This window comes from Croceicoccus gelatinilyticus, assembly GCF_018398395.1.
In the GTDB taxonomy this organism is placed as follows: domain Bacteria; phylum Pseudomonadota; class Alphaproteobacteria; order Sphingomonadales; family Sphingomonadaceae; genus Croceicoccus; species Croceicoccus gelatinilyticus.
In genome coordinates this window covers 65,544-91,626 of sequence record NZ_JAHCBF010000008.1, presented here as the reverse complement: position 1 = coordinate 91,626, position 26,083 = coordinate 65,544, and the positions used below count along the sequence as shown (strand labels likewise).

Annotated in this window: 24 protein-coding genes; 15 read left to right on the top strand and 9 right to left on the bottom strand. The window is 60.4% G+C overall.

From position 1 onward, the window contains the following. The first annotated feature begins 110 nt into the window (after window positions 1-110). Window positions 111-1,235, top strand: a complete 1,125-nt coding sequence (locus KIH45_RS15970) for a hypothetical protein (RefSeq protein ID WP_213177003.1) — start codon at window positions 111-113, stop codon at window positions 1,233-1,235. Between the two features lie 113 nt (window positions 1,236-1,348). Here the strand turns inward: KIH45_RS15970 and KIH45_RS15965 are convergent, their stop codons facing one another. The 6 genes from KIH45_RS15965 to KIH45_RS15940 all read right to left on the bottom strand — a co-directional run bounded on the left by KIH45_RS15965 (window position 1,349) and on the right by KIH45_RS15940 (window position 5,817). Next, window positions 1,349-1,921, bottom strand: a complete 573-nt coding sequence (locus KIH45_RS15965) for a DUF1643 domain-containing protein (protein WP_213177002.1) — start codon at window positions 1,919-1,921, stop codon at window positions 1,349-1,351. Between the two features lie 54 nt (window positions 1,922-1,975). After that, window positions 1,976-2,305, bottom strand: a complete 330-nt coding sequence (locus tag KIH45_RS15960; protein WP_225899988.1) for a helix-turn-helix domain-containing protein — start codon at window positions 2,303-2,305, stop codon at window positions 1,976-1,978. After that, window positions 2,292-2,690: a type II toxin-antitoxin system RelE/ParE family toxin gene (locus KIH45_RS15955; protein WP_225899987.1), complete on the bottom strand. Its 399-nt coding sequence runs from the start codon at window positions 2,688-2,690 to the stop codon at window positions 2,292-2,294. Before KIH45_RS15955 ends, KIH45_RS15960 begins: the two co-directional genes overlap by 14 nt. After that, complete coding sequence (locus KIH45_RS15950; RefSeq protein WP_213177000.1) at window positions 2,683-3,924, bottom strand: tyrosine-type recombinase/integrase; 1,242 nt, start codon at window positions 3,922-3,924, stop codon at window positions 2,683-2,685. Before KIH45_RS15950 ends, KIH45_RS15955 begins: the two co-directional genes overlap by 8 nt. Then, the gene (locus KIH45_RS15945; protein ID WP_213176999.1) at window positions 3,921-5,177 is read right to left on the bottom strand and encodes a tyrosine-type recombinase/integrase; all 1,257 of its coding nucleotides are present in this window, start codon (window positions 5,175-5,177) and stop codon (window positions 3,921-3,923) included. Before KIH45_RS15945 ends, KIH45_RS15950 begins: the two co-directional genes overlap by 4 nt. 286 nt (window positions 5,178-5,463) lie before the next feature. Continuing rightward, a complete protein-coding gene (locus KIH45_RS15940) occupies window positions 5,464-5,817 on the bottom strand; it encodes a single-stranded DNA-binding protein (RefSeq protein ID WP_213176998.1) in 354 nt (117 codons plus the stop codon). A 353-nt stretch (window positions 5,818-6,170) separates the two neighbouring features. Here KIH45_RS15940 and KIH45_RS15935 point away from each other — a divergent pair, with 353 nt between their 5' ends. The 8 genes from KIH45_RS15935 to KIH45_RS15900 all read left to right on the top strand — a co-directional run bounded on the left by KIH45_RS15935 (window position 6,171) and on the right by KIH45_RS15900 (window position 15,895). Next, window positions 6,171-8,927, top strand: coding sequence for a class I SAM-dependent DNA methyltransferase (locus KIH45_RS15935; protein ID WP_213176997.1), 2,757 nt, complete (start codon window positions 6,171-6,173; stop codon window positions 8,925-8,927). Between the two features lie 21 nt (window positions 8,928-8,948). After that, window positions 8,949-9,932, top strand: coding sequence for a hypothetical protein (locus KIH45_RS15930; protein WP_213176996.1), 984 nt, complete (start codon window positions 8,949-8,951; stop codon window positions 9,930-9,932). Window positions 9,933-10,031: 99 nt separating this feature from the next. Continuing rightward, window positions 10,032-10,325 carry a type II toxin-antitoxin system RelB/DinJ family antitoxin gene (locus KIH45_RS15925; protein WP_213176995.1) on the top strand — a complete coding sequence of 98 codons (294 nt, stop codon included), beginning with the start codon at window positions 10,032-10,034 and terminating at the stop codon, window positions 10,323-10,325. Continuing rightward, the gene (locus tag KIH45_RS15920) at window positions 10,322-10,648 is read left to right on the top strand and encodes a type II toxin-antitoxin system YafQ family toxin (RefSeq protein ID WP_225899985.1); all 327 of its coding nucleotides are present in this window, start codon (window positions 10,322-10,324) and stop codon (window positions 10,646-10,648) included. The genes KIH45_RS15925 and KIH45_RS15920 overlap by 4 nt, the downstream gene beginning before the upstream one ends. Further along, on the top strand, window positions 10,645-12,708 hold the full coding sequence (locus KIH45_RS15915) for a DEAD/DEAH box helicase (RefSeq protein WP_213176994.1): 2,064 nt from the start codon (window positions 10,645-10,647) through the stop codon (window positions 12,706-12,708). The genes KIH45_RS15920 and KIH45_RS15915 overlap by 4 nt, the downstream gene beginning before the upstream one ends. Then, window positions 12,701-13,900 carry a GIY-YIG nuclease family protein gene (locus KIH45_RS15910; RefSeq protein WP_213176993.1) on the top strand — a complete coding sequence of 400 codons (1,200 nt, stop codon included), beginning with the start codon at window positions 12,701-12,703 and terminating at the stop codon, window positions 13,898-13,900. Before KIH45_RS15915 ends, KIH45_RS15910 begins: the two co-directional genes overlap by 8 nt. Window positions 13,901-13,934: 34 nt before the next feature. Continuing rightward, on the top strand, window positions 13,935-15,170 hold the full coding sequence (locus tag KIH45_RS15905) for a hypothetical protein (protein WP_213176992.1): 1,236 nt from the start codon (window positions 13,935-13,937) through the stop codon (window positions 15,168-15,170). A gap of 269 nt (window positions 15,171-15,439) precedes the next feature. Further along, entirely contained in the window at window positions 15,440-15,895 is a 456-nt protein-coding gene (locus tag KIH45_RS15900; RefSeq protein ID WP_225899984.1) for a DUF411 domain-containing protein, read from the top strand. A gap of 15 nt (window positions 15,896-15,910) precedes the next feature. Here KIH45_RS15900 and KIH45_RS15895 read toward each other — a convergent pair whose 3' ends face one another. Genes KIH45_RS15895 through KIH45_RS15885 form a run of 3 tightly spaced genes read right to left on the bottom strand, consistent with a single transcriptional unit; the run spans window position 15,911 to window position 19,661 of the window. Continuing rightward, on the bottom strand, window positions 15,911-16,894 hold the full coding sequence (locus KIH45_RS15895) for a HupE/UreJ family protein (RefSeq protein WP_213176991.1): 984 nt from the start codon (window positions 16,892-16,894) through the stop codon (window positions 15,911-15,913). Further along, entirely contained in the window at window positions 16,894-17,751 is an 858-nt protein-coding gene (locus KIH45_RS19495; protein WP_213176990.1) for a peptidyl-prolyl cis-trans isomerase, read from the bottom strand. Before KIH45_RS19495 ends, KIH45_RS15895 begins: the two co-directional genes overlap by 1 nt. Next, window positions 17,748-19,661 (bottom strand): DUF3604 domain-containing protein, encoded by a 1,914-nt coding sequence (locus KIH45_RS15885; protein ID WP_213176989.1) that lies wholly within the window; start codon window positions 19,659-19,661, stop codon window positions 17,748-17,750. Before KIH45_RS15885 ends, KIH45_RS19495 begins: the two co-directional genes overlap by 4 nt. A gap of 165 nt (window positions 19,662-19,826) precedes the next feature. On the opposite strand from KIH45_RS15885, the gene KIH45_RS15880 reads away from it, so the two are divergent. From KIH45_RS15880 to KIH45_RS15855, 6 genes are all read left to right on the top strand, one after another. Then, entirely contained in the window at window positions 19,827-20,474 is a 648-nt protein-coding gene (locus KIH45_RS15880) for a TetR/AcrR family transcriptional regulator (RefSeq protein ID WP_213176988.1), read from the top strand. 158 nt (window positions 20,475-20,632) lie between these two features. Then, window positions 20,633-21,205 carry a sigma-70 family RNA polymerase sigma factor gene (locus tag KIH45_RS15875; RefSeq protein WP_213176987.1) on the top strand — a complete coding sequence of 191 codons (573 nt, stop codon included), beginning with the start codon at window positions 20,633-20,635 and terminating at the stop codon, window positions 21,203-21,205. Then, window positions 21,198-21,929: an anti-sigma factor gene (locus KIH45_RS15870; protein WP_213176986.1), complete on the top strand. Its 732-nt coding sequence runs from the start codon at window positions 21,198-21,200 to the stop codon at window positions 21,927-21,929. Before KIH45_RS15875 ends, KIH45_RS15870 begins: the two co-directional genes overlap by 8 nt. Window positions 21,930-22,200: 271 nt before the next feature. After that, complete coding sequence (locus KIH45_RS15865; RefSeq protein ID WP_213176985.1) at window positions 22,201-24,300, top strand: hypothetical protein; 2,100 nt, start codon at window positions 22,201-22,203, stop codon at window positions 24,298-24,300. A 125-nt stretch (window positions 24,301-24,425) separates the two neighbouring features. Further along, window positions 24,426-25,085, top strand: coding sequence for a CerR family C-terminal domain-containing protein (locus tag KIH45_RS15860; RefSeq protein ID WP_213176984.1), 660 nt, complete (start codon window positions 24,426-24,428; stop codon window positions 25,083-25,085). Continuing rightward, window positions 25,082-26,083, top strand: a complete 1,002-nt coding sequence (locus KIH45_RS15855; RefSeq protein WP_213176983.1) for an HlyD family secretion protein — start codon at window positions 25,082-25,084, stop codon at window positions 26,081-26,083. The genes KIH45_RS15860 and KIH45_RS15855 overlap by 4 nt, the downstream gene beginning before the upstream one ends.

Below are 26,083 nucleotides of genomic sequence, written 5' to 3'. Positions count from 1 at the left end.
AGGTCGCTCATGTTCAGTCTCCTTGCGGAGCCTGAATCAGATCATGCCTCTCGGATCAATGGGTCCTGAGCCTAGCATAGACCGGCGATTATCAACCAAGAGGGCACAGGATGGACGAGAGCGAAGACCTTATCGCACAGTTGGTGGAAATGCACCGAAAGGGCATCCTCACAGACGAAGAGTTGTCCTCCAAAATCGCATCTATTAGAAATAAAACTACCACGGTCCATCAAGTAATTACGAGTAAAAAAATTAAACATCCAGCAAGCGTAAATAAGTTAAAAAGTTATGCGTTATTTATAGTTTTGATGATTATATGCATACCATCAGTTATGTACTTTAAAGAAAACTTAAAAAATTCACTATTTAATACCTCTGGGACCGATGATGACGGCTTTTCTGAGCTCTGCCTACTTGCCGGCGACCCGAAAAATCCCACAAGTCTAGGTCATCGCGTCTCATTCCTCGTAAATTCAATGCAGGATCACGGAGCAAAAACCTCTTGGGAGAAGGAGGACAAAGGAATTATTTTTCGGGCGCGTTCCACAGAGAACGGAGAAGATCGCGACATGAGGTTAGAGCTTAGCCGCACCGCGAACGCCACCCCATTGAGTGACTGTAAGGACGCGAAGGAGGGTGCATTGGCCACTCGCCTGACCGCAGGGCCCGAGGAAGCCACTGGCAGAACCCTTCTGTTCTTGATGCAGCAAATGATAGAGAGTCTTACCTTAATTGACGCAGCCGAAAAACAAAACTCTTTTGAATCAGCGGGCAGCCAATCAGATGAATCACAACAAAAAGTAAATAAAACTGTTTCCATGTGCTATCATTCTGACATCTGTGGTTTAGTGAAGATCATCGAATTTAATGTTGTAAAATCTAATGGATCTGAAAAACTTGTTAAGTCTTTGGATCAATTCAGTGAGCCTCAAGCTGTTGAAAATGAAAAAGACTTGAAAAATATCGTGTGGAATGACTCAAAGATAGTTTATGCCGTTTGTTCGACATCAAGGCCAACACTCATTTTCCAAACCGAAGGAAATAAGTGGGTGGGCGAAGAGTTGGATGTTGCGACTGGTCTCGGCGTTCAAGCGGATCATATCAATCTGTATATGAATCTATGCCACCCCAATAATCCCGATATTGATCCAAATTCTTATGGATACAAACCATTGGATGACGATAGCGATAATGACATATCTGTGACATCGCCAGAATCATACTTTGGCTATTGAGTAATTCAGGTGGGCATCAATGGCTCGTCAAACCACAAGGAAAACTACAATCGAGCGTCCCACAAGCAGGCATTTCATGCCCTCCTAAAGGGGGCAATATACTCGAGTCCATTTCACGCCGCCCTCCAAAGGATTGCGGGAGTGAAAGGGTCTATACGATGCTTGCCGCGAGCCATCGGGTGTATGGGGGCTCCGTGCATAGTTTTTCCCCAGCACCATAAGTCTGGCCCAGGCCCTTCTTCGCACTGGATTGCTTCGACAACCGCCTCAATCAGTTTATCGTCGCGCGCAATTGCGCCCCAACACACAAAGACCTTGTGAGCCTTTTTCGCTGCTCGGCCTACAGCGCTGATATTGCGATGAAGCTCGTCTCGATCATCCCAATTAGGCCCCGTCCATGCGTTTTCGGCGATGCGATGAGCTTCCGCAGGATCGGACGTGATGAACGGATTGAGGTTCATCGCATCATAGGCGCCGTAGCCCCAATGCATGAACCAGCGGTTCCACCAATGCGATGTGTTGTCCTCGCTATCCTTACCAGCGGTAGAGGGGTTATTTCCGATCACCAATGCCCGGGGCAGGTTGGTGTCCCATTCGCGGGTAAGAACATGCCGGACACGCGGTCCATTAAAGACCGCCGATCGACTTATCAGCGGATCACCAAAGAGATCAGCTTCAGGAGGCATCTATAAAGTTCCCTTCTTGTGGGACGCCAATGCTTTCAAATGGGGATAAACCTGTTACGCCACCGCATCCAGCCCGCTTCGCTGGATGATCGACAGCAATCGCAATGCCGGACCTCCCGGCTTCTTCGCACCTCGCTCCCAGTCTGACACAAGGTTCTTCGACACGTTGAGATAGCGCGCGAACACTGGCTGCGAGACATGTTCGGCCTCGCGGATGGCCTTGATCTCGTCAGGCGACAGAATCGGCGCAGGCGCAAGGCACGCCTCGTCAAACTCGCGCATGGTGCGCTTATCGATGCTACCCGCGTCGTGGAGGCCTTCCATCATCTCGTGGACGGAGGCCATCGCCTCGCTCTTGTAGGTCTTTGCCTTAGCCTTGCTCATCGTCTTTCACCTCGACCAATCGGCCTGCTTCAACTTCCGTTTCGATCTGGTCCTCGCCAAGCTCCAGCATGATGCTGGCCGCCTTGCGATAGACCTTCAGTTCCGCCGCATTCAGGTTCGCCTTGTCGCTCTTGGCGAAGGCAAACACGAATATGGCCCGTTCGCCCGAGCGGAAGATCAGGATCGAGCGATACCCGCCCGATTTGCCTCCGCCCTGGCGCGCAATGCGTTGCTTGATGAGGCCGCTGCCAAGATCGGCATCGATCAGGCCGGATTCGGCCCGATGCACGGCATCAGCAAGCGTGGCATCGCTGATCTTTTCCTTTGCCGCGAACTTGGCGAACCAGCGGTTGGCGTAGATGCGGATGCGCGGGCTCTTAGTCATGCAGCAATGGCCCACTATCATACCTAGTGTTACGGCTCAATGAATATGAGCCGCTCATGTTTTGCTCGATCAGGTCGCCGATGCGCTGCGCTGCCTGAATGACATGGCCATCGTCAAGGTGGGCATAGCGGGTCGTGGTCCGCACATCGGCATGGCCAAGCAGCTTGCCGATCATCGGCAGCGTTTCCGAATGGGCGGCGGCGTGGCTGGCAAAGCTGTGCCGCAGATCGTGGATGCGAACGCCGGGTAGGCCTGCTTCGTCGCGCAGCTTGCTCCACAAGTTGCCGATGTCGGTAATCGGGCGCTGGGTGGCCGGGTTCCAGAAGACATAGCGTTGCTTCTCCCGGCGCGGCATGGCGTGAAGGATCGTTGCAGCCGCTTCGGCCAGCCAGACCGTGCGCGGGCCGGTCTTGCTGTCGGTCAGCAGCAAGCGCCTTCCCCGCACTTCGCTCCATTGGAGGCAGGTAATCTCCGATTTGCGGCAACCTGTCAGGATCAGCAAGCTGATCGCCGCGCAGTGCAGCGGGAAGGTTTTGCCATGCCGGTCGAGCACTTCGCCGATGCGCCGGAACTCCTGATCGGACAGGAAGCGCTCGCACTTCCGCCCCTTGTTCTTGCGGATGTAGAGGCAGGGGTTCGAACCTTCGGGCCGAACGCCCCATTGCTCGGCCTTGTTGAACATGGCGCGCAGGATTTCACCGCAACGATTGGCAGCACCGGGACCGCCGGTGTTGGTAATCCGATTGAACCATTCCTGCACATGGCGTTCCTCGATCTCATCGAGGAACAGACCTGCAAATGCGTGGTCGAGATATTTCCGCCTGTAATAGCGATGGGTGTAGAGCGTGGACGGTTTCCACTTCGGCGATACCCGGTCCCAATAGGTTTTGAGAAAGTCCCGGTAGGATGGAACCTTGCGCAGCCGCTTGCGCTCCTCCGCCGGGTTTTCGCCGGTCTGGGCGCGGAGCAACACACGGCGCGCGACATCCATTGCCTGCGCACGACTCAGCACCCTAGCGTTGCCAATCGTCACCGTGCGGGTGCGCCCTTCCATGCGTGCCTGCACGATATAGACCTTGCGACCACTGGCATAATGCCGGGTGCCAAATCCCGGTAGCTCGCGCGTCCAGCAGGTCTTGCGCAGTTCGCCCAGGCCGCCGCACTTGCCGACAACATGGAGCCGGAGGCTGCCCAGTTCCTCTGCAACGATCCCCCGCAGGGTCAGCGCGTTCATTGCCCGACTCCGATCAGGCGCGCGATGGAGCCGGAAACGCGTTCCGCTGCATCGGCGACGATCTCGTCGGACAGGTGCGCGTATCGGGTCGTCGTTTCTGCCAGCGCGTGGCCCAACAGCTTGCCGATCACCATCAGCGAGATGTTGTCTCGGATTGCGACCGAGGCGAAGCTGTGGCGCAAATCATGGAGCCGCACATCTGGCAAAGCTGCGCGGTTACGGATTTTCGACCAGTGAATGCCAAGCGAGATCGGCTTGTCGGGATTGCGGAATGAGGGAAACAGCAGGCCGGTTGCTTTCCGCCCTGGCAGCGATGCAATCACACTCACAGCCTGCCGGTTGAGATAGACGATTTTCGCCCCGGTCTTGCTGTCCGGCAACATCAGGCGCGGCTCCTGCACCCATTCCCAGCGCAGTTGTTCGATCTCTCCGCAACGCGCTCCGGTGAAGATCAAGAGGCGGATCGCTGCGACATAGAGTGGCTGCTCCGCCTCGTAATCCCGCAGAGCCGTGGCAAGCCGCGCATATTCGTGAGACGACAGAAACCGCTCCATCGGCTTGCGCTTGTATCGCGGTGTGCCCTTACAGGGATTGGATCCGCGAGGTCGCAGACCAAGGCGTTCAGCGTATCCCATCATCACCGAAAACACTGGCAAGGTGCGGTTGAAAACACCCGGCCGTTCTACGAAGCTGTCGCGCCAGAACAGAATGTCTCCCTTCGCCAGGTCGTCGATCCGCCGGTCACCGAACGCACCGAGGATTTCCTTGAAGATCGCGCTCTCGTTGCGCTTGCGGGTCGATGGTTTCCAGTGTCGCGAATAGTCAGCCCAGAAGCGCTCAGCAAATTTGCGCAGCAAAGGTGCATCGTTCTTCTGCGCAGCTCGGGCCTTCTTGCGCGTCGGCAACCCATCGAGAGTGACCTCTGCCAGCTTCGCCCGCGCGAGGCGGCGGGCCGTGGCGGGCGAGATGTCGCGGGAGGTACCGAGCGACACCCGCCGCAGCTTGCCGCGCTGGCGGAACAGCACGAACCAAGTCCGCCTGCCGCCGGGATTTACCCGCAGGCCAAAGCCCGGCAGGTCGATATCCCAATACTCGCGGATGAGTTTACCCGGTTTGCGGCGGACTATGTTCCCGTTGAGCCTTACCCGGTTGGACGGCTTTGCCTTTTCACCACTCCCACGCCCATCACCGGATCGGGCTTGACCATGATTCGTGGCTCCATTTGCTGGTAGCAGATAGCCATTTGCTTGCATTGACTTGCTCCTTTTTGTAGAGGAACAAATTCGCGTAACCTATTGCTTAACAATCTCTTTCTGCCGCATGGCGGCGTAGGGTGTGCCCTCCAATTTCCCATATTCCCCCACGTAACCAGTCATTTCGCCGGTTCGTTCTTAAAGGATTTTCCAGCCACTTCCAAAAGGATCGCCGCGCCCGTGCGGCGCAGGAGCGTACCAAATCAAGACCAAGCCCAAGCACGGCAAAAGGCCCCGCTGGATCGTGCCAGCGAGGCCCTTTGGGAGCGTCAGATTGCGGTTGCGATCAGGCGGCCTTGGCGGCTCCGGCTTCCTTCGCCCTGACAAGAAAATCGACCTGTTCTGCGATGATCTCGCAGCCGTAGCGTGTTTGCCCCTCGGCGTCGGTCCAGCGGCTATAGTGGATGCGGCCCGTCACCATGATAATGGCGCCCTTTGCGACATGCTCGGCGACGCTTTTCCCGATGCCGTTGAAACAGGTGATCCGGTGCCATTCGGTCTCGGTCTGGCGGTTGCCTTCGCTGTCCTTGAAGCTGCGCGTGGTAGCGAGCGATAGGCTGGTTATCGTGGCGCTGCCGGAAGTTTCGCGGACTTCGGGAGTGTTGCCGACAAAGCCGACCAGTGTGACGGTGTTCTTCATTGTTCGTGTCCTTTCGAGGCATTCGATCCGTCCAAGGGACCATCCCTTTGACTGAGCCCCGATGAGGCCGGGCACGGGCAGGACTGCACCGAGCGTATGCGAGGGGAACCCCGCCGATCGGAGTGGTGCGGGCAGCCGCGCGAAGCGTGGCAACACGGTCCGAATGGGCGCGGGTTGCAGCGCCTGTCCGGGTTCGGTCAGGGGCGTGATCAGGTCATGAAAAGGGGGTGGTTCTAGAGGGTCGGAAGAACTCTGGGAGCCGAACACGAGGCACCGCATCCACTGCCCGTTTCCCTCGGGCAAATCCCTGTCCTGTCTTGTGAATCAGCCGCCTCTCGGCCAAGTATCGCGCCATGAATGCTGTTGAGATCGAAGAAGCAATTTCAGAACTGGCCGCCCAGCCATTTGACCGGGCGGAGTTTCCATTCGCGTTTCTCGAAGCGTTCGGGCGCAAGGCGAACACGCTGAAGCAATTGCGGGCCGGGACAACCAATGCCTCCGACCTTCCCGGCGGCGTCCTCCAGCGTAACAATATTCATATCGCCACGTGCGATCCGGGCACGGTCGACGAGACGCTGAAGGCCCTGCGTGAAAGCCCCAAGACGGGCGCGGCGAAGGCCAAGTTCATCCTCGCCACGGACGGCACCGACTTGCAGGCGGAGGATCTGGTCAACGGCGAATCCGTTGCCTGCGCCTACCCCGACTTCCCGAACCACTTCGGCGCGTTCCTGCCGCTCGCGGGCATCACCACCGTCAAGCAAATCCGCGAGAACAGCTTTGACATCCGCGCCACCAGCAAGCTCAACAAGCTCTATGTCGAGTTGCTGAAAGAAAACCCAGACTGGGCCACGGCGGAGCGCCGGCCAGACATGAACCATTTCATGGCGCGGCTGATCTTCTGCTTCTTCGCGGAGGATACCGATATCTTCAACGGGGAGGGCCTCTTCACATCCACCGTCGAGCGGTTCAGCGACCGCGAAAGCTCCAACACGCACGAGATCATCTCCAACATTTTCCGCGCGATGGACACACCCACGCGGCACGAAGGCAGGCTGGACGATCGCTATCGCAAGGCGGCGAACATCCCGCCCCACGCCGACGCCTTTCCCTACGTAAACGGTGCGCTGTTTTCAGGTAGTGTCGAGGTGCCACGCTTCAGCCGCATGGCGCGAAGCTACCTGCTGCATATCGGCGGCCTGAACTGGAAGCAGATCAACCCCGATATCTTCGGCAGCATGATACAGGCGGTCGCCGATGACGAGGAGCGCGGGGCGCTCGGCATGCATTACACCAGCGTGCCGAACATCCTGAAGGTGCTCAACCCGCTGTTTCTCGACGACCTGCGCCAGCAACTGGATGAGGCGGGCGACAACGGTCGTAAGCTGGTAAACCTGCGCAACCGGATGTCGAAGATAAGGGTGTTCGATCCGGCCTGTGGATCGGGCAATTTCCTCGTCATCGCCTACAAGCAGATGCGCGAGATCGAGGCCGAGATAAACAAGCGGCGCGGCGAGAGCGAGCGCGACAGCGACATCCCGCTCACCAACTTTCGCGGCATCGAATTGCGCGACTTCCCGGCAGAGATTGCAAGGCTCGCACTGATCATCGCCGAGTTCCAGTGTGACGTGCTCTATCGCGGCCAGAAGGAGGCGCTCGCCGACTTCCTGCCGCTCGATAGTCAGAACTGGATTACCTGCGGGAATGCACTCCGTATGGATTGGCTAAAATTGTGTCCATCAACAGGAAACGCAGTGAAGGTCTCTGGCGATGATCTCTTCAACACGCCACTCGATCAGGCTGAAATCGATTTTGAGAATGAGGGAGGTGAGACCTACATCTGCGGCAATCCGCCATATCTAGGAGCGAAGAAGAAGACTGATGAGCAGGTCGCAGATATGGATCGGGTCGGCCTAGGGAAAGCTAAACTACTTGATTATGTTGCAGCCTTCATCGTGAAAGGTTTGGAATATATGAATGAGACCAGGGCAGAAATGGCTTTGGTCTCGACCAGTTCAATTTGCCAGGGCGAGCAAGTGGCACTTCTTTGGCCACGGATATTTAAGAATGCCAACGTCAAATTCGCTTACGTCCCCTTTAAGTGGGCCAACGCAGCTGCACGGAATGCGGGCGTTTGGTGCACAATTCTCGGTTTGTGCCGAGAAAATCGCGCTACGAAGCTTCTATTTGAAGATGATTCAGTGCGGGAATGCGGCGAGATAAGCCCATACCTGGTTCCGGGACAAAGAGTGATTGTCAAACCGCGTGAGCGGACAATTTCTTCGATCGCAGGCATGACCATGGGTAGCAACCCAGTGGATGGCAAACGTTTGATTTTTGAGAAGCCTGATGCCGAAGAGATTATTCAGCGACACCCCGAGGCGAGGCAATATTTCCGACCATACGGAGGAACCAAAGAACTATTGACCAATGCCTTACGCACTTGCCTGTGGGTGGAAGATAGCGAGGCGGACCACGTTCGCGACATTGCTCCGTTGCAGCGCATAATCGAAGCCTGCCGCATCTACCGAGAAGGAGCAGGCAGGGATGCTCAAAAGGCAGCCAAGAGGCCGCACGCCTTTTGCTACCGAACATTTCAGGACGAAGCGTTTATCTATGTCGGGAACACGATTGGTAGCGACGTACCATTCGTCCCAGCCACAATAAGCCCAGCCGGAACCGTCATTAGTCATGCGGCATTCGCTGTTTACGGTACGAAGCTCGTCGAATTTTCGTTGATCGTCTCGACACTTCACCGCGTGTGGGCAGAGACCGTGTCGGGAAAGTTGGGTAACGGCATCCGCTATGGGAATACGGTTGTGTATAATACCTTTCCCGTCCCCAAGCTTACCGAACAACACAAAGCTGACCTGACCCGCTGCGCCGAGGACATCCTCCTCGCCCGCGAGGCGCATTTCCCCAAGACCATCGCCGAGCTCTACGATCCGGAAAAGATGCCCGAAAACCTCCGCCACGCGCACGATCGCAACGACGAAATCCTCGAACGCATCTACATCGGCCGCCGCTTCAAAAACGACACCGAACGCCTCGAAAAGCTGTTCGAACTCTACACCAAAATGGCCACTGAAAAATCTGGCGCAAAGGCGGCTTAGTAACGTGGACGGGATAGTCACATGAGCCAGATTATGGCTCCCATCGACGCGATCATGCGCGAGCCGCCGAACGTCTGGCTCACGAGCTTCTATGGCTTCGATCCCGGCAATTGGGGTTTTCTAGGCTTCAGCACCGACAGCCAGAGACGCAGTTTCATCCGTCGTAGTGAGCCGGGTGCATTGGTCGTAATCTACGCGGTGGGCAATGCGCCATCGGACATGCTTGGCCGGGTTGTGGGTGTGCTGCAATGTTCCCACCGCGTGAACCACGCACAAGCCTTCATGTCACCGATGGCGTGGGAGGCGAAAAAGAACGATCCGGATCGCGAGGATCGCTGGGATCTTGGTGTGAAGGCCATTCGGGCTTGGCGGGTGGCGGCCGATGCGCGGCCCCTTATCACCGATTTCGCCAATGAAGCCTATTCAACAGGCTGGGCACAGACGATCGGATCTCAGGGCATGCCACTATCCGCCGGAGAGGCGCGAAAGCTGCTCGATCTCCATCTTCAGGAGGTCTCCGTCTTTGGCGAAATTCCTGTCGGCGATGCCCGCTTGGCAAAGGGTTCGGACTTGTTCGGCTTCAACAAGGCCGGACCGGTATCGCAGAACCCGCACATGGTGCGTGAGTCAGAGGGACCGAAGAGCCTCTATCTGCTGAAGCTTGATGGCGATATGAGCGCCTTTCTTGGCGAAGATGCTGGCGATGACATAGTCGTTAAGGTCGGGATGTCTTGCAGTCCACCGACGCGCTGCGAAGACCACAATCGCGCCTTGCCGAATGGAGCCTTCAGATGGCGCTTGCTCAGGTCGAACGAGACTGCAGGCGAGCCACATTTCCCGAATTCGCGGATCGCCATTGAAGGCGAAAACGGAATGAAAAAGCTACTGGCCCGGAATGGCAAATGGCTTGGTGGTGAATTCTTCCGCGCAAGCAGTGATTTGGTCGATGAAGCGTGGGAAGTTGGGATGCGCGACGCAAAACGGTGGGCTGACCTATCCAGCTAGGTTCGCAGTGATCCGCCCCATCATACGATTGACTTTTAGGTCCAATGGTCCCTATATCTCATTTGAGATACAGGAGATGGTATGAACGCTCATAGCTCGATGATTCATGTCCGGATGGACAATGACCTGAAAGACCGCGCGACCGAGGCGCTGGCGGCGATGGGTCTGTCGACCGCCGATGCCGTGCGTCTGCTGTTCCATCGCATCGCCACCGATCAGGCCTTTCCACTCGAGCTCAAGGTTCCCAATGCGGAAACTCGCGCGGCGATGGAAGAGGCTGACGAGTTCTTCAAGAACGGCAGCACGCCGCGCTTCGACAAGGCAGAAGACATGTTCACCGAGCTCGAGGAAGAGAGCAAAGCCCTGCGCGAGGCCGGAAAACCGAAATCTTGAAAAAACCGGTTGCGAGCAAGCGCGCCGCGCTGCCCCGGACGATTGGCTATGCGAAGTCATTCCTGAAGGACTACGAGCGGCTGTCGCGTTCGGGCCGATACGATATGAAAAAGCTCAAACAGGTCATGCTGCTGCTTATCGCCAATGACGCGCCGCTCGGCCCCGAATGGAAGGACCACGCGCTCAAGGGTGAATGGCAGGGCCACCGCGAATGCCATGTCGGTGGCGATTTCCTGCTGATCTACCGCGTGGAAGACATTCCGGCACCCGCTGGCGGCATATTCTTCACCCGCGCCGGAACACACAGTGAGCTTTTCAAATGAGCGCCAAGGATCAGATCATTCCCGCCGTATCGTTCACGACCGCTCAGACCGGCGCGTCGGCCAAGTCTGACGAGTTGGGCATGCGCCCGATGCAGGCGCAAGCCTATGAGAAGCGCGGCGAGCAATATCTGCTGATCAAGTCCCCGCCCGCCTCGGGCAAATCGCGTGCGCTCATGTTCATCGCCCTCGACAAGCTGGCGAACCAGAATGTGCGGCAAGCCATCATCTGCGTGCCCGAACGCTCGATCGGCGCGAGTTTTAACAGCGAACCACTGAGCAAGTACGGGTTCTTCACCGACTGGAACATCGCCCCGCAATGGAACCTGTGCAACACGCCGGGTGCCGATGATCCCAAGGTCGCGAAGTCCAAGGTGAAGGCGGTCGGAGAATTCCTTGCGAGCGACGAAAAGGTGCTCGTGTGCACTCATGCGACATTCCGCTTCGCTTTCGACGAGCTTGGGCCGGAAGCGTTCGATAACCGCTTGGTCGCAATCGACGAATTCCACCACGTCTCAGCAGATGCGGGCAACCGTCTCGGCGCGCAGCTCGCGCAGTTGATCGGGCGCGACAAGGCGCATGTCGTGGCAATGACGGGCAGTTATTTCCGTGGCGATGCCATTCCCGTCCTTGCGCCGGAAGACGAAGCCAAGTTCGAGACGGTTACCTACACCTACTACCAGCAGCTCAATGGCTACGAGTATCTGAAGACCCTCGATATCGGCTACAGCTTCTACACCGGGCCTTACACCGAGAAGATTTCGGCGCTGCTCGATCCGACAGTGAAGACCATCGTCCACATCCCATCGGTCAATTCGCGCGAGAGCCTGAAAGACAAGCATCGCGAGGCCGAGGACATCATGAACCACCTCGGTGATTGGCAGGGCATCGATCCCGAGACAGGGTTCCACCTTATCAAGACGGCTGCCGGAAACGTTATCAAGGTGGCCGACCTCGTCGACGACGATTCCGCCAAGCGCGACCGCGTCGCCGCAGCCCTGAAATCACCCGATGCGCGATCGGATCGCGACTTTGTCGACATCATCATCGCGCTGGGGATGGCGAAGGAAGGCTTCGACTGGATCTGGTGCGAACACGCGTTGACGGTCGGCTATCGCTCCAGCCTAACTGAAATCATCCAGATCATTGGCCGGGCAACCCGAGATGCGCCGGGTAAGACCCGCGCTCGCTTTACCAATCTGATCGCCGAACCAGCGGCGGACAGCCCGCTCGTAGTCGACGCGATCAACGATTACCTCAAGGCGATTGCGGCGAGCTTGCTCATGGAGCAAGTGCTCGCGCCCCGCTTCGACTTCACGCCAAAGGACGCAGGGCCGAAACCGGACTTCGACTACGGGCCGGGTGGATACAAGGAAGGTGAGACGAATTTTGGCGTGAACGATCACGGCCAGATGCATTTCGAGATCAAGGGTCTCAAACTGCCAAAGAGCGTCGAGGCGACGCGTATCTGCCGTGAGGATCTCAACGAGGTCATTGCGACCTTTGTGCAGGACAAGGCAGTCGTCGAACGCGGCGTATTCGATCCCGACGTTGTTCCAGAAGAGCTAACCCAGCTCAAGATGGGCAAGATCATTCGGGAAAAGTACCCCGAATTGAGCGAACACGATCAGGAAGCGGTCCGCCAACAGGCGGTTGCTGCGATGACTTTGACCCAGCAAGCCAAGGCTGTGCTGACAAGCGATGGTGATGGCGAAATCAAGGCAAATACCGCCTTCATCGAAGGTGTGCGCAGGTTCGCGCTCAGCGTGACGGAGCTCGACATCGATCTCATCGACCGGGTCAATCCGTTCGAGGCAACGATTGCGGTCTTGGCCAAGTCCATGGATGCAAAGACCCTGTTGCAGGTTCAGGCGGTCATCAACGCAAAGAAGGACAAGCTGACCTACGAAGATGCGCGCGCACTTGCTGAGCGTGCATTGGAATTCAAGCGGGAGCGCGGACGGCTGCCGTCGCTGACTTCTCAAGATGCGTGGGAACGCAAGATGGCTGAGGGCATCGCTTTCCTCCAACGCCACGCCACCAAAGAGGCCAGCAATGGCTGAATTGAGTGACCTCGAACTGCTGGCCGAGCTTGGTGTCGAAACAGCACCCGAGCCGGTTCGAAAGCTGACCCCGCTACAGGAACGCATCATAGCAGGATTCGAGGACATACAGCGTTTCGTCAAAGAGCATGGACGCCTCCCCAGGCATGGGGAGGATCATGACATTTTTGAGCGACTCTATGCCGTCCGCCTTGAGAAGCTTCGCGCTCTTCCCGAAGCGCAAGAACTGTTGGCGAGCATGGACCCGGACGGAATTCTGGATGCAGTCGAGCCGTTAGGGAAACCATGGGACGAACTAGACGACACTGCACTTCTGGCAGAACTTGGCATCCAACCGGGGTCGGAAGATGATATTACAAAGCTGCGGCATGTGAGTTCTCGGGCCGAGAAGAGAGCGGCTGAAGAAATCGCCAACCGTGAGAGGTGCGAGGATTTCGAAGAGTTCAAGCCGCTGTTCGAGGCAGTGCAGGTCGATCTGAAGGCCGGTAGCAGACAGGCCAAGGCGCTCGGCAATTCTGAGGTCACGCTGGCCGAAATCCAGCCGGGGAATTTCTTCATCGTCGGCGGGCAACTCGCATACATCGCCGCTTCGACCGACGCCTTTACGACTCAGTATGAGCGGGCTGATCGCCGTGTCCGAGTCATTTATGACAACGCAACCGAGGCGACGGTCCTTTCACGCTCATTCCAGAAGTCGCTCTATCGGGACGAGTCCGCCAGGCGCGTGAGCGAGCAAAGCGCAGGACCGCTTTTTGGAGACACCGCTGAGCCCGACGATCTTGAGAGCGGCACGATCTATGTACTCCGCAGCAAATCGTCGCATCCCTACGTCGACGAGCATCGCGAGCTGATCCATAAGATCGGCGTTACAGGGCAGCCGGTCCTCAGCCGGATTGCCAACGCGCGTAACGATCCGACTTTCCTGCTCGCGGATGTCGAAGTCGTGGCTGAGTACAAGCTCTTCAACATCAATCGAACCAAGCTCGAACGGCTGATCCATCGTGCGCTCGGGCCTGCCCGCCTTGATCTTTCTGCAGGCGATCGATTTGGCAAGACTGTCCAGCCGCGCGAGTGGTTCCTTGTCCCGCTTTCGATCATCAACGAATTGGTGTTGCGGATCAGTGACGGTACTGTCACGCAGCACGTTTACGATCCCGCACGGGCGGAGTTCGTTGCCCAAGATGACGCCTAACAAACGTTTGGACGCAATCAGGCGAAGTTAGCTCATGGCACGTCAGTTCACCCGCTCCGAGTTCTATGAGCTAGTCTGGTCCAAGCCGATGACGCACTTGGCAAAGGAATTCGGTCTTTCTGACGTCGCCTTGCACAAGATTTGCCGCAAGCACGATGTGCCCAACCCTCCGCTGGGATGGTGGGCAAAACATGCAGCGGGCCAGAAGGTCAAACGAACACCGCTACCCAAGCTGAAGCCGGGCATTTCCGACACGATCAACATCGCTGGCGGAGAGCTACGCAACGAACCCGATTCCGTCGCACAAATCCGCGAAGAGGCCCGCGTTCGGGCCTCGGCATTCGATCCCAAAAAGGTCGATCAGGAACATTCCATCGTAACGCGATCGATGGCCAAGTTGCGCAAGGCAAAGCCCGACGAACGGGGATTGGTGAGGCTCGCTAAGTCCGGCTTGATCGACGTGGAGATCGCGCCGGCTTCAATCGATCGGATCGAGCTATCGCTCAACCGAATAGTCATGGCCGCACGGGTTCAAGGCTTTGAACTCAGCGGCAAGGCTGAACGCTCCGCATTCACGGACGGAAGCGTGATTGTCCCCTTCAATTTAAAGGAAGCAGTTAAGCGATCGCAGCACGAGCCCACGCCCGAGGAATTGGCGAAGGAAGAGAAGGAACGAAAACGGCGGGAGCGGCGCTGGGCACGGAACGATTGGGATTACGCCCCGAGCTTTTCCTTATTAAGCCATTGGCCAGAATGGGATTATGCACCGACCGGCAAAGTATCGTTCGAGTTCGATCTCTATCTGCGATATTCGTCAGCTCTTCGCCGCTCCTTCAAGGATGCCAAGATCCAGCGCGTGGAAAACATGGCGAACGATATCGCCGTTGGTCTTGCCGTTCTGGCCGCTGCCAAGCGCGAGGATGACAGAAGGGCCGAAGAAGACCGAATCCGTGCGGAAGAAGAGGCACGTCGGCGCAACGAGGCTCGACGGCTAGCCTATATCAAAGACCGGCGCCTCAAGGTGCTTGAACTCGTATTCGAGCGGGTTGAGAAACGCGATCGGCTGCGCCGTCTAGCCAGCCAACTAACTGAGGAACTCAAAGCCACGTCCTCGCCGCGTTCCGCCGAGTTTCTTGACTGGCTCAATGCAATTGTCGAGCGAGCCGAGCGCGCTTCAAGTGTCGAAGGTTTCGAGGTCTTGTTCGAGGCTGAACATGTGTTTGGACCAGACGATGATAAGGGATTTTACCCTTCGCGCTATGGTTGGTAACTAACATCAAGCGACATGTGACGCAGCTAATAGCCAGCCCCCACGATCTCAGGATGTCCGCTTGCATCCACTCAAAAGTGTGGGTCTGAGTGTGGGTCTGCTGAACTGTGAAATATCCATATCGATCTGATATCAAATCGTTATTTCAGATATAGGTCGGACTCCGTCTCCGCCACTTTCTTTTCAGAGCCATCGACGTTGAGCGGCTGGGAAGCCGGCGCTAGACAGTAGGTCAGCACCTGTTAGCACCCCGATACGAAAGTGACTGCATGAAGACCGCAAAGTTGACCCGCATGGCGACGATCGCCGCGGCTTTCGTCCTCTCGGCTTGCACCGTGGCCGCGCAGGCGGCGCCTTATGTCATGTATCGCGATCCCAATTGCGGGTGCTGCCACAAGTGGGCCGAGCACATTCGCGCCGACATGGAGGCCGAAGTCGTGATGCGCGAAGACGTACCGATGCCGGAAGTTAAGGCCGCGCTCGGCGTGCCGGCCGATCTGGTTTCGTGCCACACGATGAAAGTCGAAGGCTACGTCATCGAAGGCCATGTGCCCGCTGCCGAAGTCGAACGGCTGCTGCGCGAAAAGCCTGCCGACGTGAAGGGGCTGGCCGTGGCCCGAATGCCGATCGGTTCGCCCGGCATGGAAATGGGCGGCCAGACGCAGCCCTATCAGGTCATTGCCTTCGGTGATTTCGGACAGCGGGTCTACGCCAGCTACAACTGAGGCTAGCACCAGGCCTCAGGATATGCGGCTGCCATCCAGGACGATGCCGACGCTGCGTTCGACGAACCAGTAACCGCCGACCGTGCCGACGAGGCTAAGAAACGCGAGCATCGCGTATTCGCCGGTTTTCGGCGCTGCGATCCGTTCGCGCAGACGGACGAGCGCCTGACCGAGCAGCATCGCCGCCGCCACGAAGGCCAGCTGCCCCGCCTCAACGCCGAGATTGAATCCGACGAGCGAGAGGACAGGCTGCGTCTGCGCCGTGCCGATCCCCATCAGCGCGCCGGCAAAGCCCAGCCCGTGCAGCAGGCCGAAGGCCGTGGCGATGATGGCGGGCTTGCGGAACACCAGTCCGCTGCGATCCCCTCGCACCAGTTCGGCGGCCAGGAATACGATGGACAGCGCGATGATCGCTTCGACCGCGCCGGAATTGACGCGCACGAGACCTAGCGTCGCCAGCGTGATCGTGACCGCGTGGCCGATGGTAAAGCCGGTTACCGTGATCGCCGTGCGCCGCCACGTCCGCGCGATGAGGACGAGACAGGCGAGGAACAGCAAGTGGTCGAACCCGGTAAGGATATGGACCACGCCGATATTGACGTATCCGAACAACACGCTGCTCGCCGTTTCCTCACGCGGGAGGAGCAGGCTGCGGCTGCCCGGCGGGGCCGTGGCGCTTAGGCGTTCGCCGTTGGCGAAGCTGGCTTTCAGCAGGACGGCGGGTGCGCTTGCGGCCGTGGACTTGCCGATGGCGAGTTCGGTCGGGCGCTGCGCGCAATCGAACTGCCGCGCACGGCCCGAAGGGGTAAGTTCCTCGCACGACCCGACAAGCGAGACGGACGGCATATCCTGCCGGCGCAAATTGCCCGGTGCGCGGGTCACCACCGAATAGCGGGTCGCGTCCTGCTGGGTCAGTTCGACAATGACCGGCAGGCTTTCGTGCGCGGCAGCGGGGTCGACCACTCCGAACGCAAGCAGCAGGGCGATGAGTAGCCGCATCACTGCGTCAGGGCCGGATCGATTTGGGAATCGTAGGATGAGACAATGGCATCGACCCGCTTTTCAAGATCGCTCGATTGCCGTTCGCGCAGCCAGTCGTCCAACACTACCGGACGCAAATCGGCGAACTCCGGTTCGCCAGACTTGTCATGCCGCACGACCCGTACAAGGTGCGCGCCAAGGTCAGACTGGATCGGACCCTGCCATGCCGGTGTGGGTTCGAGCGCGAAGACCTGTTCTGCGAAACCCTCGCCAAGTTGGGCGGAGACTTGTTCGGCCCGTACGCCGACATAAGTGCGCTGATAGGCGAACCGGTCGCCTGCGGCCTGCCAGTCGTTGCCGGGCTTGAAGGCACTGGCCCTCTGCGCCGCGTTTTCGGCCCCGCCACGCGCAGCATCGAAGAAGACGTGTTCGAAGGTGACGAGATCGCTCTCCGCATAGTCGGCTTTGTTAGCCTCGAAGTACTTGCGCAGTTCCGCATCGCCCGGATCGGTCACGGCATCAGGGCGCAGGGCAAAGCGCATCGACTGCCCCAACCGGCGCCGGATGGCAGGGTCATCCTGATCGAGACCCCATGACTGCGCCTCGCGGAACAGGGCCTCTTCCTCGATATACCGCGCGACCAGTGCCTCGCGCGTTTCAGCAGACATGTCGTCCAACTTCAGCGGACCGGATGACAGCGTTTCGGACAGACCGTTACCTCCGCCAGAGGCAAGGTATGCCTCCAGAACGGGCCGGTCGACGCGAATGACAGAGGCATCGTCCGCACCATCTGGATCGATGAACGCGGCCAGCACAAAGATCGCCGTCCCCGCGCCGAGGAACCACCAGAGCGGATCGATCCGGCGGCGCGTCACGGGTGGTACCAGATCGGCGAGCTATAGGCGCGATCCTGCACGGTGCGGGGGACTTCGGCGGGCATCTCGATACCGAAATAGGCCATGTCGTATGTCGTCCAGCGCGGGCGCGGGATCTCGATCACGCGGACATAGTAGAACGCGGGCTGGCCGGCATCGAAATCGGGGTCGCGCCACCATGCCGCCAGTTCCGGTTCGCCGATCGAATTGTCGTAAGTAGCCTTGGCAACATCGACCGTGCTGCCCACCGGCGGCGCCTTGCCATCGGGGCCGACCTTGCGGCCATCGGACAGCGCGACGTCATAGACCTTTTCGTGGGTTTTGCCCTTGGCATCGAGCCAGCCCTTCACGACCTGAACCCGGTCGAGGTTCGGCCCATCGGGATCGCGGACCGCATGGACCATGAACGACGGGGCGCCATCGTTGGTGGCCCGGCCCAGATCGCCGCCCATCGGCACGCCATGGCGATAGCCGACGCGGGCATAGTCAGGCCGGTTGATATCGCCCTTGGCAAAGCCGTAGCCGCCGAAGAACCGCAACCGGATCCGCGATCCCGTCGTGCCGTAAGTCTCGCGCCGTTTCAGCGCATCGAAGATCGCCTCGCGCGTGTTTTCGGGCGCCCATACGGCGGCTAGGCCCGATGCGGTCAGTTCCCAGCTTTGCTGCAGCACGGCTGACATTTTTTCGCGCCAACGGTGGTCGGACGGTTCAGATTCAGGAAACTTGCCGAAGAAGTTATCCTCGTTCGCGGTGGACAGTCCGGTATGCTGGTCGGTGCTACCGATCATGCCGAATTCGAACGGGTTCGCTCCCAGCTTGCGTTCGTGGCGCAGGCCTTCCTTCAGCGCAGAGCGCGCATATTCGTAAGGCAGCATGTCCTTGGTCTTGGGCTGCGAAAGCGTAATGTTGCCCTGATCCCAGGTTTCGAAATCCGCGAACTCGTCATCGGGTGAAAGAGCGGGGTGGGCTTCACCGTCACCCTTGACCTGCGTGACTTCGTAGACCGGCTCCCACCGGCTGCGCTTGCGGGCATAAGCGGCGTTCAAGGGCTGGCCGCTGATCGTGACGGGGGCAAACATGCGCCCGTTCGACACGTTGCCGTTATGCGCGATGGCCAAAGTGCGAACGCCCGCTTTCTCGTACTGCTCCAACGCGTTCCAGAGGTCTTCGGGGTCGGTCGAATCCTGTGCGGTATAGGGCAGGACCTTCTTCGCCTCGGTCCCGTCGCCGCGGAACAGCACGACGCGGTGCAGGTTGTCGCCGTTGATCATCGAAGTCCATTCGTACCCGACGAGCGCAGTGAACTGGCCTGGCCGGTTATAGCGGTCGGCGTTGTCGGCAACCTCGCCCCAGACACTGCGGTTCACGGCATCGGGGGTGCGCAAGGCGCTGTCGGTTGACTGGATGGCATCTGCAAAGGCCACGCCGATCTTGGCGCGCTCGTTACGCTGGAGATAGCCCAGCCATTCGAGGCCAAGCGGCCAACGAGTCAGTTCCTCGTCCTCGTTCAGCAAGCGCGGGAAGACGCCGAGATATTCGGCGTGATCGGTAATCGCGATGAAATCGAGCGGGCGGCGCAGCTTGGCCGGAACGCCGTTGTCGGCCCCGACTCCCTGCCCCATGGCAAAGCGATAGGCCTCGTCCGGTGTGACCGACCGCGTGCCGTTCAGGAAGGCGTCGGGCGAGTAGCTTGTGTGAAGGTGCAGATCGCCGAAGTATAGGTTGTTCTCTGCCGGTTTGCGTAGCGGCGGCGAATAGGGCCTGTTCACCGCTTGCCCGTCGGTCGTGGCGACCGCAGCACTTTCGCTGTCCGTCAGGGCCGCTTCGCCTTGAGGTGCCAGGAATCCGAATGCCGACGATACGATCGCCGTCGTCCCGATGGCCAGCCACGGCCAGGCTTTCGCTCGCATACCTCACTCCGATGTTTTTCTATTTTTAAAACGTATGCATTAGAACTGGCAAAAGGCCAGCGGTCAAGCGGCCCGGGGCCGAGCTATAACAAGGTGCAGGTTTGCCTGCTTGCCCCCTACTTACATTGCCGGGCCACGCGGACTAAAGCGGGATCGATGGCCAGCATGACGACACAGACCAGCGGCGAGAACGAACGCGGCGCGCGATCGCGTCTGAAGATGATCCTCGTCGCCGAAGAGCTGTTCGCCCGCGAAGGCATCAACGAGGTTTCGCTACGCTCCATCGCATCGGCAGCGGGCCAGTCGAACGTGGCCGCGGTGCAGTACCATTTCGGCGGACGCGACGGTTTGCTGCGCGCAATCTTCGATCAGCGCGTCCGCGAGATGGAAGTGACCAGAAGGGCGCGGCTTGAACAACTTGGTTCGCTTGACGCGATCGCCGATCGCGACCTGCTGGGCCTTGTCTACGAACCTTATCTCGATCTCACGAACGAGGCAGGCGACCACTGCTATGCCCGCCTGCTGCTCACGTACCTTACGCGCTTCGGCCGCCACGCAGTCCCGCACCCGGCCGAGGACGAGACTTCGGACGAATTCGTGATACCGCATATCCTTGCCGAAGTGCGTCGCCGGTTAGAGGGGCATGAAACTGGCAAGGCCGATGCCCGTACGCTGATGATGACAACGGGCTTCCTGTCGCTTCTGTGTGAACATGACGTTCGCCGCGCGGCAGGCATGGAAGTCGGCGATATACGTGAACTGGCGGACTGGTCGCTGGACCTCATGGCCGCCACCTTCTCGCTTCGCGGCTGAAGCTTCGAGGATAAAGACCGGGACAGCTCGGCAAGAGCTGCCCCGGCAGGAATGGCGCTTGATCGGGAGAGATCGGAAGCGCTTCGTCAATTCGATCTGGACCGTGCGCGGCAGGCTATCGTCTTGTTAAGCCATCTGGGTTACCTTCCGATTCGGAGATGAATACTGCGAGCACTTCCGGACCGCAGGAAAAGCGGCAGGAACTGGTCAGGGCGCTAAGCCTTGTCGGGCGCGGGGACCGTGTCGCTCTCGAAACCGTCTATTCCATGACATCGGCAAAGCTGCTGGGCGTGATCATCCGTATCGAGCGGGACCGCGAGGCGGCAGAGGACGTGCTGCAGGACGTCTACCTGAAAGTCTGGCGCCGCGCCGGACGCTTCAACCCCGACAGGGCGAGCCCGATCACCTGGCTGTGCGCCATCGCCCGCAATACCGCGATCGACGCGAAACGCAGCGCGGGCCGCAAAACCGAAGTGGCGGACGACGACCTGCCGGAGATCGCGGACGGCTGCGCGCTGGCCGACGAGATGCTCTGCGACAAGGAAGATGCTGCCCGCGTGCAGGACTGCCTTGAGGGACTGCAGGGCAATCACCGCCGCTCAATCCGCATGGCGTTCTTCGACGGGCTGACCCATTCCGAACTTGCCGAACGCATCGGCGTGCCGCTGGGCACGATGAAAAGCTGGATCCGGCGCGGGCTGGAAAGCCTGAAGGGGTGCTTGGGTGGCTGACACTCCCGAAGAACCCATGCTGGCAGGGGAATATGCCCTGCGCGTGCTGGAAGGCGAGGAACTGGCCGAAGCGCGCCGCCGCCTGCTGTCCGACCCGGAATTCGTGCGCGAGGTCCAGTGGTGGGAAGACCGCATCGGCACATGGGCCGAGGAAGTCGCGCCCGTCCAGCCGACCGAAGCCGTCTGGCCTGCGATCAGCGCACGCCTCGAAGGCGCCGAGGATACCGGCAACAACGTCGTCCCGATCAAACGCGGCCCTGCTCCGTGGAGCATCGGGCTCGCGCTCGCAGGGCTTGGCGCGGCGGCGGCGGCCATCGCGCTATCCGTCGCAACGCCAACCACTGTGCCTGTTCCGGTGCCGACCGAAACGCAGGTCGCATCGAGTGAGGGCCAACTCGTCGCGCAGCTCGCCTCCGAAGATGCCGCCATTCGCCTTGCCAGCCTGATTGATCCGGATGGCCGCCGCCTGACGCTGACGGCCGCAGGCCTAACGCCGGCAGAAGGCCAGTCGCCCGAACTTTGGGTGATCCCCGATGGCGGCGCTCCGGTCTCACTGGGTCTGATCCCCGAGGATGGCCGGTTCGAGCGTGAACTGACCGGCGACGAGGCTGGTCTGCTGCAAGCCGGTGCGCTGATCGCGGTGACGTATGAAAGCAGCATTGGTGCGCCGCATGAGGCCCCGACTTTGCCGATCATCGTCGCCGGACCGCTGGACGCCGTATAATTTTTTCGTCTGCCAAGCCCCTGTAAAACAGTCCTGAATCCAGATTTTTCGGGTGGAAAGCGATTTTTTCGCGTCCGCCGTGCATCCGATCGCCCCCTGCCTTCGTAACTGCCCGCGTCGCCCGGAAACGGGCGTCCCGCGGCCGGCGACAATCGGGCGCGAGGAATACGGGGGAATGACATGGCTGTAAGAATTGTGATGCGTCTGTTTCCCGCCTCGCTCGCGCACGATGCCGTCTGCGGTTTCTCGTCCAAGCAGGAAGGAAACCGACATGAATACCCATACGACACGGATTGCGATGGCCCTCATGGCCTCGACCGCTACTCTCGGCCTTGCGGCTGCTGCGCATGCCGACGACACCCCACAGTGCAATGACCAGAACGACGACCCGCTAACCGAATCCACCGAGTGCGGCACTGACGCCAGCACCGGTACCGCTGCCGGCGCGACCGCTGTCGGCAACGGAGCATCGGCGACCGGCACGGACGCTGTCGCCATCGGTGGCGACAATGCCGGCACCGACCCCGCCACGGCGACGGCCCCCTCGACCGTCGCCGTTGGCGGGGAATCCGATGCGACGATGCCGGGCGCGACCGCGATCGGCTGGCAGTCGCAGGCCACCGGAACCCGCGCGACGGCGCTTGGCCACCTTGCCACCGCGACGGGCGAACGCTCGCTCGCCGTGGGTGAGAATGCCGATGCGCAGACCGATTTCACCACGGCCATCGGCAACGAATCCATCGCCAACGGCATCGATGCACTGGCAGTTGGCGACACGGCCATGGCTATGGGCAATTCGACCACGGCCATCGGCGGTGAATCCGTTGCCATGAATCCGGGGTCTTCCGCATTCGGCTGGCAAGCCGAGGCGACCGGCATGATGGCGACCGCCGTCGGGCATCAGGCCGTCGCGTCGGGTGACCAGAGCTTTGCGGGCGGCGAAGATTCGGTCGCGTCGGGCTCCAACTCCATCGCCATCGGCAATACCGCGACTGCGGACGGCGGCGATGCGATCGCCATCGGCGGCAACCGCGACGGCGCAGATGGCATGATGACCATCGCCAGCGGCCCTTCGACCACCGTCGTCGGCGGTCAGGCGCAGGCCATGGGGCCGGGCGCAACCGCCTTCGGCTGGCGCGCCCAGGCCACGGCAGAGCGTGCGACTGCGCTGGGCCATCTCGCCACCGCGACGGGCGTTCGTTCGGTCGCCGTAGGCGAGAACGCAGATGCGCAGACCGATTTTGCTACCGCCATCGGCAACGAATCGATCGCCAACGGCATCGATGCGCTGGCGGTAGGTGACAGCGCCATGGCCATGGGCAATTCGACCACGGCCATCGGCGGGGAAAGCGTTGCCATGAACCCGGGTTCGTCCGCATTCGGCTGGCAGGCCGAAGCGACGGGCATGATGGCAACCGCCGTGGGCCACCAGTCTACGGCTTCGGGTGACCAGAGCTTCGCCGGCGGCGAGGACTCGGTGGCTTCGGGCACAAACTCCATCGCGATCGGTAACACCGCCTATGCTGAGGGTGGGGACTCGATCGCTATCGGCGGCAATCGCGATGGGGACACGGGCCTTCAGACAATCGCCACCGGTCCGTCGACCACCGCCGTCGGCGGGCAGGCCCAGGCCATGGGCCCCGGCGCGACTGCCTATGGCTGGAAGTCCTCTGCTTCGGCCGAACGGGCAACCGCGCTGGGCCACCTCGCCACGGCGTCGGGAGTCCGATCCGTCTCCGTCGGCGAGGCGGCTGTCGCCTCTGGTGATACCTCGGTCGCGCTGGGCAACCAGGCGGTCGCCTCGGGCACCAACTCGGTCGCCATCGGCAACGGGGCCACGGCCACCAATGACGGACAGGTCGTGATCGCCTCGCTCGACGCCAGCACGGCATCGCAGATGGGCCCGATCGCGGTCGTGACCGCCGACGCCAACGGCACGCTGGGGCTCAGCACCACGTCGGGCCTCAACGGGCTGGCCAGCTACAACGACGTGCAGGCCAACTCGACGCTGATCGCCATGAACACCGCGTCGATCGCGGCGAACTCGGCCTCGATCAGCTCGAACTCGGCAGCGATCATGGACCTGCAGGGCCAAACCTCGATGCTGTTCGATCTTGCCGATCAGAACCGCCGCGAGGTCCGCAAGGCGCAGGAAGGCGTGGCCATGGCGCTGGCGATGGAATCGCCGGTCCTGATGCCGGGCACCAGCTTCGGCGTGTCGGGCGGGTTCGGTTACTTCCAGGAGCGTGTCGCCGGCTCCGCCTCTTTCGCAGCCAGGGTCGGGACCAATACCGCGTTCTCCGCAGGGATGGGTATCGGCTTCGATAGCGGCGAGGTCGGCGCGCGCGCTGGTTTCCAGGCCTCCTGGTAAGCTTTCGAGCTTCCTTGGGACGAGGAAGGGCGGCCGGGGCATTCGTGCCCCGGCCGTTTCCGTGTGCGCGGCGTGCCTGCGACATTGCCCTTGCCTGAACGGGAGGTAAAGAGTAATTCGTTCGAATGAACGAGATTCGTGAAGCCCCCAATGCCGATCTTCTGAATGCCGCGATCGACCTGTTCGGACGGTCCGGTTTTGAAGGGGCCAGCACCCGCGCCATCGCATCGGCCTGCGACAAGCCGATGTCGGCGATTACCTACCACTTCGGCGGCAAGCAGGGCCTCTACCTCGCCTGCGCGCGGCATATCTCCGAAATTCTGGGCGAGCGTATCCAGCCGGTTCTGGAAGGTATCGACGCGCTCGATGCCCTGTCAGCGACGCGTCAAGAGATCGAAACCGCCCTCGTCCCGCTGCTCGAAGCGGGTGTCGCAATCGTTACCGACCCCCGGCTCGACACTGTGGCGATGTTCATGCTGCGCGAACAGGCCGCCCCTACCGAGGCGTTCGACATCCTTTACAGCGGCGTCATGCACCCGCTGCTGACCAGCATTGCCGGCCTTCTGGCAGCAGCCGCCAACCCTGCGATCGAGCCTGAGCGCGCCCGCGTGCTGGCGATCATGCTGATGGGCCAGATCCTGATGTTCCGCACATGCCGCGCCACTGCCCTGCGCTTCAGCGAGTGGGAGGAGATCGGCGCGGAGCAGAAACGCCAGCTGGTCGGCGCGGCCCGCGTCCACCTTTCCGCCATCCTGCACAGCCTGAGTTCGGGAGAACACGCGTGAACCGTCGCAACATCATCATCGCGGCGGTCATCGTCGTGCTCGGCGTGGTCCTGTTCGCCACGCGCGGCTTCGGCCTTTTCGCAGGCAGCGAGACCGGCCTCACTCTCTACGGCAATGTCGACGTGCGGCAGGTCGATCTGGCCTTCCGCACCGGCGGCCGGATCGAGGCGATCGCGCCCGAAGAAGGACAGGCGGTCGAGGCGGGTCAGGCCATCGCGCGGCTCGACATGGCGCCGATGCGCGATGCCCTTGCCGCTGCCGACGCGCAGTGGGGCGTCGCCCGCGCCGAACTCGCCAAGGCCCGCGCCGGAAGCCGCCCGCAGGAAATCGCGCAGGCACAGGCGCGACTCAATCAGGCGCAGGCCGCGCTTGCCACCGCGCGGGAAGATTACGAACGCCGCGCCGCGCTGGTCGAAACCGGCGCGGTCAGCCGCCAGGTCTTCGAGGCGACCAAGGCGCAGTATGAAAGCGCACAGGCCGACGCCCGCGCCGCGTCCGCCGCACTCTCGATCGCCCGCGAAGGCGCTCGGGTAGAGGACAAACAGGCTGCCGCAGCCCAGGTCGATGCCGCCCGCGCCCACCGCGATGCCGCGCGCACCGACCTTGAAGACGGCATCCTGCGCGCACCCAATGCAGGCCGCGTCCTGACCCGCGCCCGCGAACCGGGTGCCATCGTCGGTCCGGGCGAAACCGTCCTGACGCTCACCATCGACCGCCCCATGCGCATCCGCGCCTATGTCGGGGCAGAGGATCTGTCGCGCATTTCCCCCGGCATGGACGCCATCGTCACGGCCAGCGGCAATGCGAAGGAATACAAGGCCAAGATCGCCCAAATCGCGCCCAAGGCCGAGTTCACGCCAAAGACCGTCCAGACAGAGGACTTGCGCGCGGACCTCGTCTATCGCGTCCGCATCCTCGTCTCCGATCCCGACGACGGTTTGCGACAGGGCCAGCCGGTCACCGTCGCCATTCCCGCAGCACGTCCGGCCGCCGACTGA